We start from the raw sequence: 18,282 nt of genomic DNA, 5'->3' as shown, positions 1-18,282 counted from the left end.
GATAAACGTTGCTTTACGTCTTGCGCTTTTTCTTTCTAGCCGACGGAAACAGTACGTTATTCAGAATAAGCCGGTAGCCTGCTGAATGCGGATGCAGGTTTAAGTCGGTAGGGGTTCGGAAACTCCCTCCCCGGACTCCTTCCGGATCATGACCGCCATAGAATGTCCATTGCCCACGCCCGACTTCGCCATAAATGTAGCGATGCGATGTTTTACCTTCACCCATTACCAGGCTGCTTGGCTTTACGGCTCCCTTCCGAAAAGCAGTCGTTTGTCCGAAAAACTCTTTGATAATATTTTCGTGATTTTGCGTGAGCATCGATGGAATGACATCCCATTTGGCCGAAAAATTAAACAGCTCAAAAAAGCCGCTTGGCTGGTCGTAGCTGCGGCCTGCGGCTGAGTTTATATCCGAAAACGTAGAAAAGCCCCGGTAGCCATTGTCGGATTCGAGGGTAAAATTTCCGAAAGCCAGGGTTTTGGTGAAATCCAGTTTTTCCTGAGCATCGGGATCGGTTCCATCGCCATCATAAGCACTGCCCACGATATCGAGCCCTTCGGCGGCTAACGCGATATCGAGCGTTTCGGCGGCTGAGCACATGGCAAACAAATACCCACCCCCGGCGCAGAATTCCTTAATTTTTTTAGCGACAGCCAGTTTCATCTGCGACACTTTCGCAAAACCATACTTGCGGGCAATATCTTCCTGCGCTTTTATATCAGCCAGCGATTGCCGATGCATGTTCCGACCGTATTGACCCGTAAAATCTTCGTGGTGCAGGTGCAACCAGTCGAATTTGGCCAGATCGCCTTTCAGCACTTCCTCATCATACACCACTTCGTAGGGAATCTCGGCGTAGGTGAGTACGAGCAATACCGCATCCGTATTTTCAAATTCGGCCGGACCAACTTTTATCGGCGAATACACAATGATTTTAGCCGCCTTCTGCAAGGTCACTACGTTCATGTTCAGGTCGGGATCGGCGAGTTGCTGGCGGATGGAAGCCGCTTTAGCGTCGGAAACCGTTTCGAACGAAACGCCCCGCACTCGACACTCCGTTTCGACAGCCGTCGAGTACTTGGTCATGAAACTACCACCCCGGTAGTTCAGCAGCCAGTCCACATCCTGATCGTCTTTCAGAATCTTGTAAGCAATACCATACGCTTTGAGGTGATTGGACTGCTGATCATCCATGGGAATAAGAATGACATTAGCCTTGCTCAACGTAACGAAGCCAAGACTTATCAGCAATAGCAAAAGAAAAGATACGTACTGTTTCATGGAGTGCTTTATTTTTGGCCCAACATATCTGCGTTCATACGTAGTCATTCGTGGCATGTACAAGGCATGGCGTTGAATGAGGAGAGATGACAACGCATGACTACTCACTGACAATCCTATGATTCGTTACGGCGTTACGCTACTCTGTATTCTATTCTTTACTATGGCCTGTACCCGTCATTCAACGCCCAATGGTTCAGTAGTTGTCGAAACGGGCGTATCGCAGGGGCTGGCTCAGACTCGGAAGCAATCGGTTGATCAACTGGCGTATGCCCTAAAGTTCGATATTCCTGCGCAGAAAAACCAGCCAATTCCAGCGAGTGAAACGATTACGTTTTTCTGGCAAAAAAACAAAGCTACTCTCCAGCTCGACTTCAAAGAAGAACGTACCAAGATACAGAACGTTTCAGTTAATAAAATCGACATCCCAATTGTTTTCGAGAGCGAACATTTGCTCATTTCTACTGCTTTTTTGAAGCCCGGCGAAAACACAATTTCAATTCGATTTACGGCCGGTAATACGTCGCTAAACCGCAATGATGATTACCTGTATACTCTGCTGGTTCCCGACCGCGCCAGAACCGTATTTCCCTGCTTCGACCAACCCGATCTGAAAGCTACATTTCAGGTTTCGCTGACCATTCCGGCCAACTGGCAGGCCGTTACGAATGGAGCTGTTCAGGACTCAGTTACCACAGCTGATCGTAAGACGATCAACTTCCGCACATCAGACCGGATTCCGACCTATCTGTTTTCGTTTGCTGCGGGTAAATTCATCCCGGTAACGCGCACAGTAGGCGGCCGCCCAATGACGTTTCTGCACCGTGAGACCGACACCACAAAAATTCGATTGAGTATGGACCCGATTTTTAACCTTCATGCCGACGCCTTACGGTTTCTGGAAGACTACACCCAGATTCCGTACCCGTTTCAGAAATTCGATTTTGTGGCTATTCCTGATTTTCAGTACGGGGGCATGGAACACGTGGGAGCTATCGATTATCGGGCATCGAGTCTGTTTCTCGACAACGGTGCCACCCGCGACCAGAAGCTATCGCGCGCTACGTTGATTTCGCATGAAACGGCGCATATGTGGTTTGGTGATATGGTTACGATGCGGTGGTTCAACGATGTATGGCTCAAGGAAGTCTTTGCCAATTTCATGGCCGATAAGATTACGGAGTTCTCCTCCGAAACGTCGGGGGTTCGGCCTTCCGACCGTCTCGAAGCCAATTACGATCTACAGTTTGTGGTCGATCATTTTCCGGCGGCTTATGCCGTTGACCGTACCGAAGGGGCCAATCCCATCGGGCAACCGCTCGCCAATTTGCAGGAAGCAGGTTCGCTCTACGGCGGCATCATCTACCACAAAGCGCCTATTATGATGCGTCAGCTGGAGCGGCTCATGGGCAAAACGGCGTTACGTGATGGCTTGCGTGAGTATCTTAAAAAATACGCGTTCAGCAACGCGACCTGGGCCGATCTGATTGCTATTCTGGACGCCCGAACACCAACCGATCTGGCAGCCTGGAACCACGTTTGGGTCAGTGAAACCGGCCGGCCGAAGTTTACGTATCAGATGGACGGCATAGGCGGTAGCATCAAGAAGTTTGTCATTTCACAGACAGGCGAAGACGGCTCAAAACGCGTGTGGCCACAGAGTTTCGACGTAACGCTGGTCTATCGGGACCATAGCGACGTATTGACTGTAAGTATGGACCAGCCACAGATTACGCTGACCGAAGCGATTGGCAAACCGACTCCACAATACGTTGTCTTTAACTCGTCGGGGCAAGGCTATGGTGTATTTCCGGTTGATTCTGCGATGATTCTGGCGCTGGATGCAATCAAAAACCCGGTGACGCGGACTGCTGGAAATCCGGTAACCAGGGCTGCGACTTACGTTAACCTTTATGAAAATGTGTTGTCGGGGCAGTTGATTGACCCCGCACAGTTGGCAAAGCTATATATGCTGCTATTAAGTAGTGAATCAGAAGAATTGAATCTTCGTTTGCTCACTACTTACTTGTCAGACCTTGTCTGGAATTTCACCCGACCCGAAAATCGGCCAAAGCTGGCCGCTTCCGTTGAGCAGGAAGCGTGGCAGGCAATGGAAAACGAAACCGCTCCCGGCAAGAAAAAACTTTTGTTTCGACTGTATCAGAACGTAGCGATCAGCCGCGAAGCTCAGGATAGGCTTTACGCCATCTGGCGTGACCAGAAAGCCCCGACGGGCGTTACGTTGACCGAAGACGATTATACAGCATTGTCCCTTGCTTTAGCCGTTCGCGACTATCCTGCCGAAGGCATTTTGGCGAAGCAGTTGACCCGTATCAAAAATACAGATCGTAAAAAACGGCTTGAGTTTATGATGCCCGCCCTGTCGGGTAACGTCGCGGAGCGCGATGCGTTTTTTGCGTCGCTGGCTTCAGAAACCAACCGCGAACACGAAGCCTGGGTAACGGCTGCGTTGGGCTACCTGCATCATCCGCTACATATTGAAACGTCAGCAAAGTACCTACCGAAAAGTCTGGATTTGCTGGAGGAGATTCAGCGAACAGGCGATATTTTCTTTCCAGAAGCCTGGCTCCGCTCAACGCTGGGAGGCTATCAAACCCCTGAGACAGCAACGCTGGTACGGCAGTTTCTGGCCAACCGCCCAAATTACAATTCCCGATTGCGAGCGAAGCTGCTACAAGCTGCCGACGGTACGTTTCGAGCAAGCCGGTTGCTATACGAGGCAAATTAACATACGAGAATGGGGAAGTCGAAGACAGGACGAATGCCATAACTCCAAGTTATGGCATTCGTCCTGTCTTCGACTTCCCCATTCTATATCCTTTGAACAAAGCCTAGGTTCGCACTATGAATTTGCGGCTTCGATGGCAGCCTGGGCTTCAATGGCTTCGATGGCTGAGCGGTTTTTCTCGTTATACGAATCCCGTTTCGTTTCGAAATAGGCGAAGATATCTGTGATTGCATCCAGATTAGCCGCAATTTTTGAATGCATTTCACCCAGATCTTTCTCCAGACGCGAGTCGTTCAGCCCGTTCATGTTATCAACCTCAATCTTACTGATTTTCTCAATCAACGCCGTCTGGCTGTTCTGTAAGTCTTCTAACTCATTAACAACCTTATTCATCAATTCGAGCTTCTGTAGCTTATCCATAGTCTATACGTAGTGTTGAGTAATTCTATATAAACTCGCTGACAACCAAGAAGGTTTAGGCCGACTACGTTGCGGCTCCGTTTTTATCAGGCCAGACTGAACAGCTTTTGGGCCGTATCAAACCAAACGGCTTTATAAGTACAAACCACTATTTTTTTATCATATGTTTCAAAAGTTAACTAAAAGCTAATAATTTTATTATTTCACTACATACTGTAAACTCAGTAACTAAGAAATATACCTCATACATGTCAAACAATAAACGGATAAGTACTTTATGAGTACGACACTTTACGGCCTTTCCATTGTTTTACAGCTAGTTATGTTTAGCACATTTTTACGGGAAGCGATCTATACAAACCTGGGAACATTGTGCCGGGTCAAATGTGGATTAGCTGCTGCTTTTTATTTTACATTCGCCGTTATTTTACTGCTTTGCCTACAGTTTTCAAAGCAGTAGATTTACCCACACGTACTTGTAAGCGAAAATAGTCAGGAAACGAGGGCAGTTGCTGCTGAAAATAGGCTAGTCATTTACAGGCTATGATTCCCAAACCCACTCTTTTTTTCAGGCTCGCGTTTGCTGGCGTTACGTTGCTTGAACTGATTGGTGAAACGATGGACAACCCCTGGCTTACCTACGTCTGTAAGCCACTGATAATCGGCCTATTATTTGTATTCATCTGGCAAAATTACGGCTCAATTGCCTTGCTGAAGCCCGCCCGCTGGCTACTTATCGGTATGGCATTTGCGTTGGCAGGCGATGTATTTCTCATGATTCGGGAAACGGATTTATTTGCGCCGGGGTTGGGGGCTTTTCTGGTTATGCAATTATGTTATTGTGTATGTTTCTGGCAATCAATACATCAGAGCGGGCGTGCAATCGGCATACAATCGATCGGAAAAAAAGCAATCCCGTTTATGCTGTATGGCATCGGTTTTCTGGTCGTGTTGCGTCCTGCTTTCAGCCAGAATCCAGCGCTGACTGCCCTCTGGTGGCCCGTCGTCGTGTACGCCATTTGCCTCTGCACAATGGGCTTGGTGGCTACTTTACGTCAGGGCCTAGCCCGCTACGGTCAGGTAGTTGTTGGCGCTTTACTTTTTATGTTTTCGGACTCAGTGATCGCTGTCGACAAATTTTTGCAGCCCATAACGGGGGCATCCTGGCTGGTTATGAGCACTTATGCTGCTGCGCAATACCTGATTGTAGTGGGAATGGTGCAGGTGCTGTCGACTCAGAAGGAACCGGATTTGGTGATACGTCCGTCGCGGGCTAGTTAGCGAAGCTCATCAATTCCTGCCCTACTGGCTGTTCTTCTGGTAATCGCCGAAACTGAACACCCACCACTAGCAGCCACACTAACCAGAGTGTGCTACCCACCAAACCCGCCAGCCCCCAGCTTGGAAAGCCAGGCAGTACCGTCGCAAACAGGTCGCCTTGAGCCAGTAGATAAATACCCGACGCTACGTATCCCAGATAACTCACCCAACGGGGAAACACGTTCAGTTGGATAAAAGCATACGACAGCAAAACGGTATATAAAACAGTGAACAGCTGGCCAAGGTGTTCGCCCAGCACCACGCCCCCATATTGATGAACGACCGTGAAGGCAACCGTAATCGCCTGTTTGGTAGCCATATCCGTAGCGTTGACGTACTGCGTAGCCAGAGCAGGCACAACAAACGTCCAGCGAAGCAATCCGACAATCTGAACAAGTCCCGAAATCACGCCCAGGGTTGTCGCCCAACGGATAAAATAGAGCCGGTTTTCGAGTTTCTGGCCGATCAGTACGTAAGCCTGCAAGAGTGGCAGGCCACCGATAGCGAACAACCACCAGGTGAAGATGAGCGCTCCACCACCCTGATGAAAGCGAGTCAGTATGTGGCCGGTTTCCTGACGCAAAATAATCGGGTAATCAAAAATAATCGTGAGCGCTGTATATGGAACGAGTACCAGAATCACCCCGGCAATGAGCAGGTTTCCGATGAGTCGATTGGCAGGTGTTGCAGATGATTTCATTTGTTTTATGACGTTATAGTTCGGAAGTTAGAATCGTTGACTTACCAGTGAAACGAGTAGCTGATACCGGGTGTAGGGTTGATTTTGAGGTCTTTTCCATCAGCCGCTAAGGCGATTACGCCCAGCCGCAGATTCAACCCTCGCCAGACCATCCAGCGAAAACCGACCTCGGCCGACACAGCATTTTGTTTCTCATAGTCAAGGTTTAGTCCGCGCAGGTACGATACAGACGCATAAAATGAAGACGGATTTTCGCGCTTACCAACGGGCAGAAACCAGTACGTCAGACCCGTTTTAGTAAATTTTGTCGTGATGTCGGGCGTTAGGGCAGTGATGTAATAACCCGCGTGAATTGATACGTGGTCCCGGCGATATTCCAGACCAATAGACGGGTTACGAAAGGCATTGAGGCTGATTTCGTTCCGTGGAAAACGTTGGGCGAAGGTAGTACCAGCCATGAGGAGCAGACCGAGGAGCATAGACTTTTTCATATCATCTTTTTTTTGTGTTTTTGATGATACAAAGGTGGTGAGTGGGTAAGGCTGATCTCCTAGACATTTGTCTAATTCGCTCAGCTACTGACAATTATCGAACCCACTCGCGAATATGGTTCAAGTGGCAGAACGAAAACTCCGCAAGAATCGGGTTTGTCAGCAGGCCCGTTCTGGCGAACTTTGTTTAGCAAAAAACAACAAATACTTAATGCAATGACAACCGACAGCACCTACACGTATCAGCAAATTGCCCGGGCCATCGAGCACCTGACAACCCACTATCGGGAGCAGCCATCGTTAAGCGAACTGGCCGAAAAAGCGAATCTGAGTGAGTTTCATTTTCAGCGGTTGTTCACGGAGTGGGCGGGCGTCAGCCCAAAAAAGTTCGGTCAATACCTAACCCTCGAACATGCCAAAACCCGACTACGTAACGGCGCTCCGCTGGTCGATGCCGCCTACGACGCTGGCCTTTCCGGTACAGGCCGACTCCATGATTTGTTCGTCAATATCGAGGGCGTAACGCCGGGGCAATTCAAACAGGCGGGTTCTGGATTAGCACTAATCTATGGCGTGTTCGACAGTCCGTTCGGGCATTACGTATTGGGCACCATCAACGACAAAATTGCGCTGCTGCATTTTCTTAACGAAACTGACAAGCCGGAAACCATTCTGGCAACCGCCTGGCCCGAAGCCGCCCTTTCCCAAGACCCGGCCAGTTTGCAAGTACTGGCGGACCAGATTTTTCCAGTTTCTGACGTAGCGTCAGGTGATCCAACAAGGCAAATCCAGCGTCGGCTACCGGTACTGTTACGTGGCTCAGCTTTTCAGCTCAAAGTTTGGGAAGCACTGCTGAAAATCCCTGAAGGTCAACTGGCTAGTTACGACCAGATTGCCGAATCGATCGGACAGCCCGGCGCTTCGCGTGCCGTCGGAACGGCCATTGGCTCTAACCAGGTCGGATACCTGATTCCGTGCCACCGCGTTATTAAAAAAACCGGCTTATTCGGCGGGTATCGCTGGGGAACAGAACGTAAACAAGCCATGCTGGGCTGGGAAGCCGCCCGCGTTGACGGGTAATTTCAACTTTTAACACAGAGATACAGAGAGGAATCACAGAGTCTCAAGGAGTTTTCTGATAATTTCCTCTGTGTATCTCTATGATTCCTCTGTGTCATCTGCGTTAAAATCTATATGAAACAACTCGATTGGCCGACGTACCAAAACACACTGTCTGAAACGGGTTTTGCGTTACTGCCATCTCTCCTATCGTCAAACGAATGTCAGGAACTAGCCAACCTGTTTGACGAGTTAGCTCTATACCGCAAAACCATCGTAATGCAGAATCACGGATATGGCAGCGGAACGTATAAGTATTTCAACTACCCATTGCCGCCTGTTGTAGATACGCTTCGCCACGAACTGTTTGCCAACATAGCGCCAGTCGCCAACGATTGGAATAAAAAACTTGGCCTTCCGCTACGTTACCCCGACGACCTCGATACGTGGTTAGCCACTTGCCATGAAGCGGGTCAAAACCGCCCGACACCACTCATTCTCAAATATGGCGCGGGCGATTGGAACGCGCTGCATCAGGATATGTATGGTGACCTGTATTTCCCATTTCAGGCCGTTTTGTTTCTGAATCAACCGGACCGGGACTACATTGGTGGCGAATTTATCCTGCTCGAACAACGTCCCCGGATGCAGTCGAAGCCAATTGTTTTACGACCTGAGCAAGGCCAGATTCTGATTTTCACGACCAAATACCGCCCCGTAAAAGGTACCCGTGGTTATTATCGCGTAACGATGCGGCACGGCGTTAGTGAAGTCAGAAGTGGTACCCGAGTGAATGTAGGGCTGATTTTCCATGATGCCGCATGATTCGCCATACAGACCTCGGCGCTACGTCCTATGCCCGGCTACGATCTCTGGCGAAGTTGATAAAGTGTGAAACCGTTACGTTAGGCGGCCACCAACCTGGCAAAATCTACGGCCGACTTACCTGCCGAACGGGTAAACGGATGAAGGCCGAAAACCGGGTTTTCTTCAGAGATCAACCCGAAGCTATTGCGTTAGGCTATCGACCTTGCGCATTGTGTATGCCCGAAGCCTACAAGGTGTGGAAGGCAAGTTAATTTGCCCATCTGCCTCTTTTCCGTTAATCTTGTTATGCGTTAAAATCCAATGCTATTATGACCGTTGTTGCCGAAGAAAAAACACCACGGCGTACCAGTCGATTGTCTGCTCGCAGTATTCCTCCTGCATTAATCTATGAAATGTGGAAAGGTAAGCCCGTTTACTATCGGGGTTATCGGGATGTTCTGGCGGGTAAGAAAACAATTGAAGAAATTAAGTCGTGTTCTGATTTATAGGGAGTCCTGGTTTACTTATTAGGCTTATATGTTGGCAACACAATCAACCGAAAAAAATATTTAATCAGTTCGAATGAATCAGGTCTGCACTTGGCAACCAACGACAATCTTGGTAACGATTTAGTCATTTTCGAAAAGGAAAATACTTCGAGGTTGCGCCTAAAATCGTGATAGAGGTTGATATCAAAGTGACGTCTCTGACTTTGAGGGTAAATTAGACGGTTATCTTATTCAGAAATCGCAGAAACTGATTGAGTTTGGCGTAGAAAAAGTAATCTGGGTTATTACTGTCGCCCAGAAAGTTTATGTTATTGACAGAAACGACCCAACCTGGTACGTAGTGAATTGGTCCGAAAATATTGCCCTTCTTGACGATTACGTATTGAATATCAAGCAATTGCTTGAAGACGAAGAGATTTTTTATTAAATCGCTGCAATCACTTTTTTCAATATCTCTACGCTACGTTCCAGTTCATCTTCGGTACTCGACGCAAAGCCTAATCGTGTGCTGTTAAGTCGCTGACCAGGCGGGTTGTACGACGTACCGCTCGACAGAAAGAGTCCTTCCTGACCAGCGCGTTGCGCTAATACATCCAGATCAATTACAGGATCAAACGAAGCCCAGACGGCCATGCCACCGTCGGGTTTGGTAAACGTTACGTCAGTGGGCAGTTCGGTACTGAGCAGATCGCAGAAACGGTCGCGACGGGCATGGTAGGTACGTAGCGCTTTCCGAAAATGCCGTTTCAAATCCCCTGTCTTAAACAATTGGCCAACCGCAAATTCAAGCATGGGGTCGCCTTGCCGGTCAATGATACGGCGCAGTCGGGCGAGTTCGTCGATCAGAGCCGTTGGCGCAACAACGTAACCGATTCGAAAGGCGGGCGCAACCGACTTGGTCAACGACCCAACATATACAACCATACCTTGCCGGTCAGCGCTGGCCAGCGGCAGAATCGGGCGACTGAGGTAATGAAAATCATAATCGTAGTCATCTTCCAGAATGGCAAATCCGTACTGTTCAGCGAGTTGCAGCAACTGAATACGTCGGTCAGCCCGTAACGTAACGGTAGTCGGGTAATGATGATGCGGGGTTACGAACACCATCCGAATAATCTGTTTTTTACAAAGTTCAGCCAGTTTTTCAACATCTATCCCGTGCTGATCGACTGGCACGGTACGTACTGACGCGCCCGTTTTTCGAATGTTCATGGTCGCACCCGCCCAGGTTGTCTCACCCGTTACCACCACATCGCCCGGACGTAGCAGCACCTGGCAGGTCAGATGCAGACCCATGATGCTGCCGCGCGTTATGAGTACGTTATCGGCCGTTGTTCGTAAACCGCGCGTTTCGTTTAGATGGATCGACAGTTGTTCCCGCAACAGCGGATGACCTTTTGTATCGCCGTATCCGAAATGCTGATGTGGATTTCCCCACCGAAAATAAGACCGATACGCCCGACTTAATTCCTCCATCGGTGCCAGTCGAACATCTGGAAAGCCATCGTCCAGCCGTAATCCAACGGAATTCGTCAACACCGGACGGGCCAGGAAATCGAGTGATTCAAACGTATAACCGGGTTGTTTGCCAGTACTGCCATATCTCGAAGATATGGCAGTACTAAAAGGTAATTCCTGTGGTTTAACCTCCGGAAAATGAGCTGCTACGTAGGTACCGCTACCCGCCCGACTTTCGAGCCATCCCTGAGCTAATCCTTCCTCATAAGCCGCGACAATTGTTTGGCGATTTAAATCAAGCAGACCAGCCAGTTGACGTGTTCCGGGCAATCGCTGCCCCGGCGACAACGTACCGGCGCGGATAAGCTGGCCAAGTTGATTACTCAACTGCACAAAAACTGGCGTCAGCGAAGCTTTTTCAAGCTGAATGAGTGATTTGAATGGCAACATAACCGGACTATCAGAAGTCTAAAAACTGGCTTGTTTTCCTAGTCCGGCAAAGAACGAAATTTGCCGGAGAAATAACATCAAAATTTACAACCATCGACGCATTTCTGTCGGTTACTCTATGCAAACTACCCGCGTAACACCCAGTCGTTTGGCCAAACGCGCTCATTATGACGCGGCAACGATCCATCCCATTTTAGACGAAGCGCTTTTTTGTACGGTCAGTTATGTGCTTGATGGTCAGCCAATGGCCATTCCGACGGCTTTCGCCCGTAAAGATGATAAACTTTACATTCACGGTTCGGTCGGCAGTCATTTCATCCGCAGCATTGAGCAGGGCGCGCCAGTCTGTATTTCGGTGATGCTGGCCGATGGCCTGGTGCTTGCAAAATCAGCCTTTCATCACTCAGTCAATTATCGATCTGTTGTCATCTTCGCCACCGCCGAAAAAGTTACTGACGAAGCCGAACGCATAGAAGTTCTGGCGCTGATTACAGACCACCTGATTCCGGGTCGCTGGGACGACCTTCGCCCCACCACCGACAGCGAAATGCGAAAAACAACCGTACTGTCCTTTTCACTGGCCGAAGCATCGGCTAAAGTACGTACCGGCGGACCAAACGATGATCCCGAAGATGAAGATTTGCCAACCTGGGCGGGCGTAATTCCCTTACAGACCAAGCGACTAACGCCTGTTCCGGCAGCCAATAGCCTTGCTACTACATTGCCCGATTATTTAGCATGAGAATCGTTGAATTAACTGCCAGTCAGGATTTTGGCTACGGATTATTTTTTATGGAAAGCGTAAGAAAGCATATCGATTGTTTTCGTATCAGCCCTGCCGATCAGGCGAAGGAATCTTTTCCAACAAGCGGTCAGGCTGATAGTTTTACGCTTGGCCTGCTTACTGATTCCGATAAACTGGCGGGCGTCGTGAGTTTCCAACGGGATGGGCAAACGCGTGAAAAGCTCAGGCATAAAGGTCTGCTTTTTCGAATGTACGTAGCGGCAGAACATAGCGGTAAGGGTTATGGTCGAATTCTGCTGGAAGAAACCATCCGAAGGGCACGTTTGCTGCGCGATATAGAACAGATAAATCTGACAGTCATTGCGACAAACAGTCGGGCCAAACAACAGTATGAGAAGTTGGGTTTTCGCTCGTTTTCGCTGGAGAAAAACGCGATCAAAGATGGCGACACGTACTACGACGAAGAACAAATGGTTCTGTTTTTGAACGAATAAAATGGTACCAATCAACGACTTACTACTTTTTGCGCTGGCCGCTCTGGGTCTTGTACTCACTCCCGGACCGAATATGATTTACATCATCTCCCGATCCATTACGCAGGGGCGTCGGGCTGGTTTTTTGTCCTTATCAGGCGTATTGATGGGGTTTCTGATCCACATCTTACTCGTCTCATTAGGCCTGACAGCCGTGTTTCTGGCGATTCCGATGGCTTACGATCTGTTACGTTGGTTAGGCATTGGTTACCTGCTCTATTTAGCTTGTGAAGCTATCAAACCCGGTGGTGTTTCACCCTTTGAGACACGAGCAATATCGTATAATCAAAGCGTCGGTCAGCCCGATGGGAAATTAATTGGAATGGGGTTTCTGACCAATGCGCTGAACCCTAAAGTAGCGGTGTTTTACTTGTCATTCTTTCCACAATTTACAAACCCCGAACATGGCTCACTGCTAATCCAGAATGTGCAGTTAGGGTTAGCACAACTCCTGATCAGTGCAACGGTAAACGGTTTGATTGTGCTGTCGGCAGCGCGTATGGCGAACTGGTTTCAGACTCGACCGACATTCATCCGGGCACAGAAATGGATGATGGCGAGCATCCTGACCGGCCTAGCCGTGCGCATGGCAATTGACAAAGGAAAGTAAATTGGGCAAAATTAAGTTAGCATATCCTCGTATGACCCCTTCAACTGCTACACTAAAATCTTCCACCATTATGTATGTACTAAAAACTTTCAGGAAACAGACTACGCTACGTTGCTTCAGTTCGTACGCGACAACTCCTTTGCGCTGCTTGTCACAACGGGCGATGATGGCGTTCCGGTAGCCACCCATGTTCCGATCGAACTTTCACCCGGTGCCGACGGTCAGTTTCGGTTAGTTGGGCATCTGGCTAAAGCGAATCCGCAATGGAAATTATTGGGGCGTGATACGCCCGCATTGGCTGTATTTTCGGGAGCCCATACTTATATTTCGTCTTCCTGGTACGATCACGTAAATGTGCCTACCTGGAATTATCTATCGGTACAAATCACCGGGCGAACAAGTATTCTGGCTGACGACGAGGCACTGGAATTTCTGCGCCAACAGGTTGATAAATACGAAGTTCATTCCAAATGTCCCGTATCTGTCGAAAGCATGACGGAGGACTACGTGCGTAAGCAAATGCGGGGCATCGTGACCTTTAGTATGACGATTGATACGCTACAGGGAGCGGCTAAACTGAGCCAGAACCGCGACGATAAAAATTATCAGAACATCATTTCCGAACTACGTCAACAGGATAATGCGAATGCTCAGGACGTAGCTGACGAAATGGCCCATCGACGACCATTAATCGATTAACAAATATGGCAAAGCAGCACACTTACGTATTGACCACCAAATGGACCGGAAACAAAGGCGAAGGAACCAGTACCTATAGATCGTATGAACGGAATCACACCATTTCGGCGGACAATAAGCCGGATATTCTGGGTTCGTCTGACCCGGCTTTTCGGGGCGACAAAACAAGGTACAATCCTGAAGAACTGCTAGTTGCGGCTCTGTCAACCTGCCACATGCTGTCGTATCTACACCTCTGTGCGGTAGCGGGCGTTGTTGTGCTGGATTATACCGATAAAGCGGCAGGAACAATGGTAGAAACGCCCGACGGTGGTGGTCATTTCACCGACGTAACACTTTATCCGGTTGTGCTCGTTGCTCAGGAATCCATGATTGATAAGGCTAATGAGTTACATCATCAAGCCAGTAAACTTTGTTTTATTGCGAATTCCTGCAACTTCCCTGTGCATCACAAACCAACATGCAGGGTCGTAATTGATTGAGCTGATTGAGTTAATTTTAGGCTACTCAGCGGCTACATCTTCCTCAACCGTAGCTAGGCCGAAGGTCTGCATATCGATTAATTTTTTGTACAGGCCATTACGTTCAATCAGTTCCAGATGCGTACCCTGTTCTTCAACCCGCCCATGCTCAAGAACCAGAATTAAATCGGCATTTTGAATCGTACTGAGTCGGTGCGCAATGATTAACGTAGTGCGATTTTTCATTAGGTTATTCAGCGCATCCTGGACGAGTTTTTCGGATTCTGTATCCAGTGCAGACGTGGCCTCATCCAGCAGCATAATTGGCGGGTTTGCTAAAACAGCTCTCGCAATACAAATACGCTGCCGTTGCCCACCCGACAGTTTTGACCCTCGATCCCCAATATTCGTTTGAAAACCGTCGGTAGTAGCGCTGATAAAATCGTACGCATTGGCAATTTTTGCGGCTGCTTCCACTTCCTGCAACGTAGCGTCGGGTTTGCCAAAGGCTATATTATTATAAATGGTATCGTTGAATAAGATCGACTCCTGATTCACAATTCCCATCAGAGCACGAAGGGAGTTTGCCGTTATCGACTGAATATTTTTTCCGTCAAGTAGAATACGCCCCGAACGCGGTTCGATAAACCTCGGGATTAAATCCATAAGTGTGGATTTACCTCCACCGGACGGACCAACCAACGCCACCGATTTACCTTTGGGGATAGTCAGGTTTACGCCATGCAAAACAGCGCCTTCGTTATACCCAAACGTTACCTGCTGAAACTCAATGGACGTAGTGAAATCGTTGACAGCTACAGCATCCGGCGCATCAACGATCAGTGGTTTTTCATCGATCAGGGCGAGTACTCGTTCGCCGGCAGCTACGCCCGAATGAATGTTGCTGAACGAATCAGAAATGGCTTTGGCCGGGCGCATAATCTGCGAAAACAGGGCGATGTAAGCAATAAACTCGGCAGCCTTTAAATCGCCTTCATTAGCTATAACCAACGAGCCGCCATATAGCACAATCCCCACCACCATCAATACCCCCAAAAATTCGGAAGTTGGCGAAGCTAGCTGCTGACGCTTTGCCATCCGCCGAATTATCTTCGAATAATTTACATTTTCGGAATCGAACCGATCAATGATAAAATCTACAGCATTGAATGCTTTAACAATTTTAATACCGCTCAATGCTTCATCAAGATAGCTGATCATCGTACCATACGATTGCTGCGCTGCAATGGCCTGTTGTTTCAATCGCTTGATGATTCTTGATATAAGAAAAGCGGCAATTGGAATAACGAGTAACGAGACAAGCGTTAGCTTAAACGAAATAAGGAATAACATGACCAGATACGTAAGTAATGTTAATGGCTCCTTAAAGATCACTTCCAGCGTTCCGGTAACGGAATATTGGACAACCTGCACGTCAGACGCCACTTTCGATATAATATCGCCTTTCCGTTCATTGCTAAAAAAACCGATATGCAAATGCATTATATTTTTAAAAACCGCCCTACGTAAATTCAGCAATGTATGAATCCGAAGATTTTCCATAACCCGCTGCGCCAGATAACGGAAAATATTACCGATCAGCACAGAAGCAAGAATTGTTAAACAAACAATTTTTAGCGTATTATACGTACCCCAATGCACATTGGCCCAACTCGAATAGTAGTTAAAATATTTAAACAAATCGTACGTATTAACAGGCTTTTCCAGGGTCTGTAAACTAGCAGTCTGATTAAATAAAGTTGTTAAAAGCGGAGCTAATAAAGCCAGATTGAGCGTACTGAAAACAATAGAAACCAGCGTAAATAGTATATAAGGTATCGCGTATTTTTCGATTGGTTTTGCAAAGGATAAAAGACGAAAATAGGTATTCATTAATACAATATTTTTTTGTAAAATTCTAATAGCACACGGCTAATTTCAGAATAAAGCAAGCCTTGTTAATATGGCCCTATTGAATAACGTCGATAAGAGCTTCATTTGTCTATTACAAAGGCGGCAGACGTTTGTTGGTTCCCTAATTTGAGAAAGTACATACAGAAAGTTATCAACTGACCGTTTAATCTTTATCGAGTGTAAGCTGTAATACCTATATGCTTATACCAACCGTTGTTGTATGAAACATTTTGTACACAATAAGGTTGATTACTAGCGTAGTTAATCTCTACCGAGTACATCAGATAGTTGCATTTAGTAAATCGGTTAGTAGTTTTGATCCATTCCTACCCCTTAGCAGCCCAGGTTCATTTTCTTCTAGTTGCCTGGCATCATGTATAGTATCCGGTTGAGTTTGCTCATCATCAGGAGCAACCCGTTAAACCGGATGAGTGCCCAATAGCAGTACGTATGTATCCATCTTCCTCATTGATTATTTCGACCTATAACTGGCCGGAAGCCTTAACTGTGTGTCTTAAAAGCGCCCTCCGTCAGGAAAGGCTGCCCGATGAAATTATTATTGCCGACGATGGCTCCGGAAGTGCTACAAAAGCTGTAGTACAGGAATTTCAGAAAAAATCACCCATCCCCATTACCCATATATGGCATGAAGACAATGGGTTTCGACTAGCGCATATCCGAAATAAAGCTATCGCGGCTGCCAGCGGAGAGTATATCATACAGATTGATGGCGACATATTGATACACAGCCACTTTGTGAGTGATCATCTACGATTTGCGCAAAAAAATTCGTTTGTCCGGGCCAGTCGGATCTACCTGAACGAAGACGCATCAGGTCAAATAATGCGTACGCAGAAAACCGATATCAACTTATTTAATAAAGGTACGAGCAACCTTTTCAGCGCTTTCCGGGTCCCTGTGCTGTGGCCACTGTTTGCGACCACATACAAGAACAAAGGCGATGAACGATACGAAATTCATGGCTGCAATATGGCTTTCTGGAAAAAGGATGCGGTGGAAGTAAACGGGTATAACGAAGCATTCAGCGGCTGGGGGCCCGAAGACAAAGAGTTTGTGGCCAGGTTATTGAATGCCGGCAAGCATAAACGTTTTCTTAAGCTGGGCGGGCTTGCTTTTCATCTTTATCATCCCGAAAACTCGAAACACAACCTCGACACGAACGAAAGGTTGCTCATGAAAACAGTTCGTTCGGGATGTACGTTCTGTAATTCAGGTATTGACAAATATATCCAACTCAATGGCGAAGAAAATCTCAACGGCACTCGTAATAGCTACTTATAACTGGCCTGAAGCGTTAAAACTGGTCTTGGAGAGCGTACTGCAGCAACAGGTGCTGCCCGATGAAGTGATTATTGCTGACGATGGTTCCGGAAGTGCGACCAAGCAGTTAATTGATACGTATAAGGAGACATTCCCCGTTCCGCTCAAGCATTTCTGGCATGAAGATAATGGCTTTCAGAAAACGCTGATTCTCAATCTGGCTATAGCGGGCACCACCTGCGATTACATTATACAGGTCGACGGAGATATAATTCTGGATAAAAATTTTGTAAAGGATCATATCCGTGCAGCTGAAAAAGGGTACTACATCCGAGGCAGCCGGGTGCTATTGTCTGAAAGCAAAAGCCATCGGGAGCTTGCGAAAGGGAAATTTCAGCAGTTTTCCATTTTTTCACAGGATATCAAGAATAGAATCAACGCTTTACGTATTCCTTTTCTGGCGCCACTGTTTATCAAGAAGAGCAAACGATCCGATAACGTAAGCGGCTGCAATTGTGCCTTCTGGCATGCCGATTTCGCCAAGGTGAATGGGTATAATCATGACATAAAAGGGTGGGGCCATGAAGACATTGAATTGGCCGCCCGGTTTGTCAATCTGGGCTTAAGCCAGAAGAAAATAAAAATGATGGCGGTCTGCTATCACCTGCACCATCCGTACCATGATCGTAAACGCGAAACGCTCAATTACACGATCTATAAAAACACCTTAACCCAGGGAATCTGGTACTGCTCAAAAGGATATAGAAGTTATCAGCAGCAATACGGGTAGAGTT

20 protein-coding genes are annotated in these 18,282 nt (G+C 47.7%); 13 read left to right on the top strand and 7 right to left on the bottom strand.

From position 1 onward, the window contains the following. Nucleotides 1-13: 13 nt before the first annotated feature. A complete protein-coding gene (locus LN737_RS10845; RefSeq protein ID WP_405518732.1) occupies nt 14-1,282 on the bottom strand; it encodes an asparagine synthetase B in 1,269 nt (422 codons plus the stop codon). A gap of 118 nt (nt 1,283-1,400) precedes the next feature. Here LN737_RS10845 and LN737_RS10840 point away from each other — a divergent pair, with 118 nt between their 5' ends. Then, nucleotides 1,401-4,031: a M1 family metallopeptidase gene (locus LN737_RS10840; protein ID WP_405518731.1), complete on the top strand. Its 2,631-nt coding sequence runs from the start codon at nt 1,401-1,403 to the stop codon at nt 4,029-4,031. Between the two features lie 114 nt (nt 4,032-4,145). Here the strand turns inward: LN737_RS10840 and LN737_RS10835 are convergent, their stop codons facing one another. Next, nucleotides 4,146-4,451, bottom strand: coding sequence for a hypothetical protein (locus LN737_RS10835; protein WP_405518729.1), 306 nt, complete (start codon nt 4,449-4,451; stop codon nt 4,146-4,148). 543 nt (nt 4,452-4,994) lie between these two features. Here LN737_RS10835 and LN737_RS10830 point away from each other — a divergent pair. After that, entirely contained in the window at nt 4,995-5,732 is a 738-nt protein-coding gene (locus tag LN737_RS10830) for a lysoplasmalogenase (protein WP_405518727.1), read from the top strand. Here the strand turns inward: LN737_RS10830 and LN737_RS10825 are convergent. Further along, nucleotides 5,725-6,471, bottom strand: coding sequence for a DUF4386 domain-containing protein (locus LN737_RS10825; protein ID WP_405518725.1), 747 nt, complete (start codon nt 6,469-6,471; stop codon nt 5,725-5,727). The genes LN737_RS10830 and LN737_RS10825 overlap by 8 nt on opposite strands. A gap of 41 nt (nt 6,472-6,512) precedes the next feature. Then, nucleotides 6,513-6,962: a hypothetical protein gene (locus LN737_RS10820; RefSeq protein ID WP_405518723.1), complete on the bottom strand. Its 450-nt coding sequence runs from the start codon at nt 6,960-6,962 to the stop codon at nt 6,513-6,515. A gap of 216 nt (nt 6,963-7,178) precedes the next feature. Between LN737_RS10820 and LN737_RS10815 the strand changes: the two genes are divergently transcribed. The 4 genes from LN737_RS10815 to LN737_RS10800 all read left to right on the top strand — a co-directional run bounded on the left by LN737_RS10815 (nt 7,179) and on the right by LN737_RS10800 (nt 9,337). Further along, nucleotides 7,179-8,042 (top strand): bifunctional transcriptional activator/DNA repair enzyme AdaA, encoded by an 864-nt coding sequence (locus tag LN737_RS10815; RefSeq protein ID WP_405518721.1) that lies wholly within the window; start codon nt 7,179-7,181, stop codon nt 8,040-8,042. 114 nt (nt 8,043-8,156) lie between these two features. Next, nucleotides 8,157-8,846 (top strand): 2OG-Fe(II) oxygenase, encoded by a 690-nt coding sequence (locus tag LN737_RS10810; RefSeq protein WP_405518719.1) that lies wholly within the window; start codon nt 8,157-8,159, stop codon nt 8,844-8,846. Further along, entirely contained in the window at nt 8,843-9,100 is a 258-nt protein-coding gene (locus LN737_RS10805) for an Ada metal-binding domain-containing protein (RefSeq protein ID WP_405518717.1), read from the top strand. The genes LN737_RS10810 and LN737_RS10805 overlap by 4 nt, the downstream gene beginning before the upstream one ends. Before the next feature lie 57 nt (nt 9,101-9,157). Then, on the top strand, nt 9,158-9,337 hold the full coding sequence (locus LN737_RS10800; RefSeq protein ID WP_405518715.1) for a hypothetical protein: 180 nt from the start codon (nt 9,158-9,160) through the stop codon (nt 9,335-9,337). A 214-nt stretch (nt 9,338-9,551) separates the two neighbouring features. Here the strand turns inward: LN737_RS10800 and LN737_RS10795 are convergent, their stop codons facing one another. Both LN737_RS10795 and LN737_RS10790 read right to left on the bottom strand, forming a co-directional pair. Continuing rightward, the gene (locus tag LN737_RS10795) at nt 9,552-9,734 is read right to left on the bottom strand and encodes a hypothetical protein (RefSeq protein ID WP_405518714.1); all 183 of its coding nucleotides are present in this window, start codon (nt 9,732-9,734) and stop codon (nt 9,552-9,554) included. Between the two features lie 26 nt (nt 9,735-9,760). Next, entirely contained in the window at nt 9,761-11,245 is a 1,485-nt protein-coding gene (locus LN737_RS10790) for a PLP-dependent aminotransferase family protein (RefSeq protein ID WP_405518712.1), read from the bottom strand. Between the two features lie 118 nt (nt 11,246-11,363). Between LN737_RS10790 and LN737_RS10785 the strand changes: the two genes are divergently transcribed. Genes LN737_RS10785 through LN737_RS10765 form a run of 5 tightly spaced genes read left to right on the top strand, consistent with a single transcriptional unit; the run spans nt 11,364 to nt 14,314 of the window. Continuing rightward, entirely contained in the window at nt 11,364-11,987 is a 624-nt protein-coding gene (locus tag LN737_RS10785) for a pyridoxamine 5'-phosphate oxidase family protein (protein WP_405518710.1), read from the top strand. Beyond that, nucleotides 11,984-12,484 carry a GNAT family N-acetyltransferase gene (locus LN737_RS10780; protein ID WP_405518708.1) on the top strand — a complete coding sequence of 167 codons (501 nt, stop codon included), beginning with the start codon at nt 11,984-11,986 and terminating at the stop codon, nt 12,482-12,484. Before LN737_RS10785 ends, LN737_RS10780 begins: the two co-directional genes overlap by 4 nt. 1 nt (nt 12,485) lies before the next feature. Further along, nucleotides 12,486-13,133, top strand: a complete 648-nt coding sequence (locus tag LN737_RS10775; protein WP_405518706.1) for a LysE family translocator — start codon at nt 12,486-12,488, stop codon at nt 13,131-13,133. Between the two features lie 21 nt (nt 13,134-13,154). Continuing rightward, nucleotides 13,155-13,832, top strand: coding sequence for an FMN-binding negative transcriptional regulator (locus tag LN737_RS10770; protein ID WP_405520368.1), 678 nt, complete (start codon nt 13,155-13,157; stop codon nt 13,830-13,832). 5 nt (nt 13,833-13,837) lie between these two features. Further along, nucleotides 13,838-14,314: an OsmC family protein gene (locus LN737_RS10765; protein WP_405518704.1), complete on the top strand. Its 477-nt coding sequence runs from the start codon at nt 13,838-13,840 to the stop codon at nt 14,312-14,314. Nucleotides 14,315-14,335: 21 nt separating this feature from the next. On the opposite strand, the gene LN737_RS10760 is transcribed toward LN737_RS10765, so the two are convergent. Next, complete coding sequence (locus LN737_RS10760) at nt 14,336-16,186, bottom strand: ABC transporter ATP-binding protein (RefSeq protein ID WP_405518702.1); 1,851 nt, start codon at nt 16,184-16,186, stop codon at nt 14,336-14,338. Nucleotides 16,187-16,657: 471 nt separating this feature from the next. Here LN737_RS10760 and LN737_RS10755 point away from each other — a divergent pair, with 471 nt between their 5' ends. Both LN737_RS10755 and LN737_RS10750 read left to right on the top strand, forming a co-directional pair. Next, complete coding sequence (locus LN737_RS10755; protein WP_405518700.1) at nt 16,658-17,509, top strand: glycosyltransferase family 2 protein; 852 nt, start codon at nt 16,658-16,660, stop codon at nt 17,507-17,509. Further along, a complete protein-coding gene (locus tag LN737_RS10750; RefSeq protein ID WP_405518698.1) occupies nt 17,466-18,278 on the top strand; it encodes a glycosyltransferase family 2 protein in 813 nt (270 codons plus the stop codon). The genes LN737_RS10755 and LN737_RS10750 overlap by 44 nt, the downstream gene beginning before the upstream one ends. Nucleotides 18,279-18,282 lie beyond the last annotated feature (4 nt).

It is taken from the genome of Spirosoma sp. KNUC1025, assembly GCF_045160025.1.
Classification (GTDB): Bacteria; Bacteroidota; Bacteroidia; order Cytophagales; family Spirosomataceae; genus Spirosoma.
This window is presented reverse-complemented; position numbering and strand designations above follow the sequence as displayed.

Bases quoted from the DNA above. Each gene is read 5' to 3' on its own strand.
- LN737_RS10845 (WP_405518732.1), bottom strand. From the start codon at position 1,282: ATGAAACAGTACGTATCTTTTCTTTTGCTATTGCTGATAAGTCTTGGC.
- LN737_RS10840 (WP_405518731.1), top strand. From the start codon at position 1,401: ATGATTCGTTACGGCGTTACGCTACTCTGTATTCTATTCTTTACTATG.
- LN737_RS10835 (WP_405518729.1), bottom strand. From the start codon at position 4,451: ATGGATAAGCTACAGAAGCTCGAATTGATGAATAAGGTTGTTAATGAG.
- LN737_RS10830 (WP_405518727.1), top strand. From the start codon at position 4,995: ATGATTCCCAAACCCACTCTTTTTTTCAGGCTCGCGTTTGCTGGCGTT.
- LN737_RS10825 (WP_405518725.1), bottom strand. From the start codon at position 6,471: ATGAAATCATCTGCAACACCTGCCAATCGACTCATCGGAAACCTGCTC.
- LN737_RS10820 (WP_405518723.1), bottom strand. From the start codon at position 6,962: ATGAAAAAGTCTATGCTCCTCGGTCTGCTCCTCATGGCTGGTACTACC.
- LN737_RS10815 (WP_405518721.1), top strand. From the start codon at position 7,179: ATGACAACCGACAGCACCTACACGTATCAGCAAATTGCCCGGGCCATC.
- LN737_RS10810 (WP_405518719.1), top strand. From the start codon at position 8,157: ATGAAACAACTCGATTGGCCGACGTACCAAAACACACTGTCTGAAACG.
- LN737_RS10805 (WP_405518717.1), top strand. From the start codon at position 8,843: ATGATTCGCCATACAGACCTCGGCGCTACGTCCTATGCCCGGCTACGA.
- LN737_RS10800 (WP_405518715.1), top strand. From the start codon at position 9,158: ATGACCGTTGTTGCCGAAGAAAAAACACCACGGCGTACCAGTCGATTG.
- LN737_RS10790 (WP_405518712.1), bottom strand. From the start codon at position 11,245: ATGTTGCCATTCAAATCACTCATTCAGCTTGAAAAAGCTTCGCTGACG.
- LN737_RS10785 (WP_405518710.1), top strand. From the start codon at position 11,364: ATGCAAACTACCCGCGTAACACCCAGTCGTTTGGCCAAACGCGCTCAT.
- LN737_RS10780 (WP_405518708.1), top strand. From the start codon at position 11,984: ATGAGAATCGTTGAATTAACTGCCAGTCAGGATTTTGGCTACGGATTA.
- LN737_RS10775 (WP_405518706.1), top strand. From the start codon at position 12,486: ATGGTACCAATCAACGACTTACTACTTTTTGCGCTGGCCGCTCTGGGT.
- LN737_RS10765 (WP_405518704.1), top strand. From the start codon at position 13,838: ATGGCAAAGCAGCACACTTACGTATTGACCACCAAATGGACCGGAAAC.
- LN737_RS10760 (WP_405518702.1), bottom strand. From the start codon at position 16,186: ATGAATACCTATTTTCGTCTTTTATCCTTTGCAAAACCAATCGAAAAA.
- LN737_RS10755 (WP_405518700.1), top strand. From the start codon at position 16,658: ATGTATCCATCTTCCTCATTGATTATTTCGACCTATAACTGGCCGGAA.
- LN737_RS10750 (WP_405518698.1), top strand. From the start codon at position 17,466: ATGGCGAAGAAAATCTCAACGGCACTCGTAATAGCTACTTATAACTGG.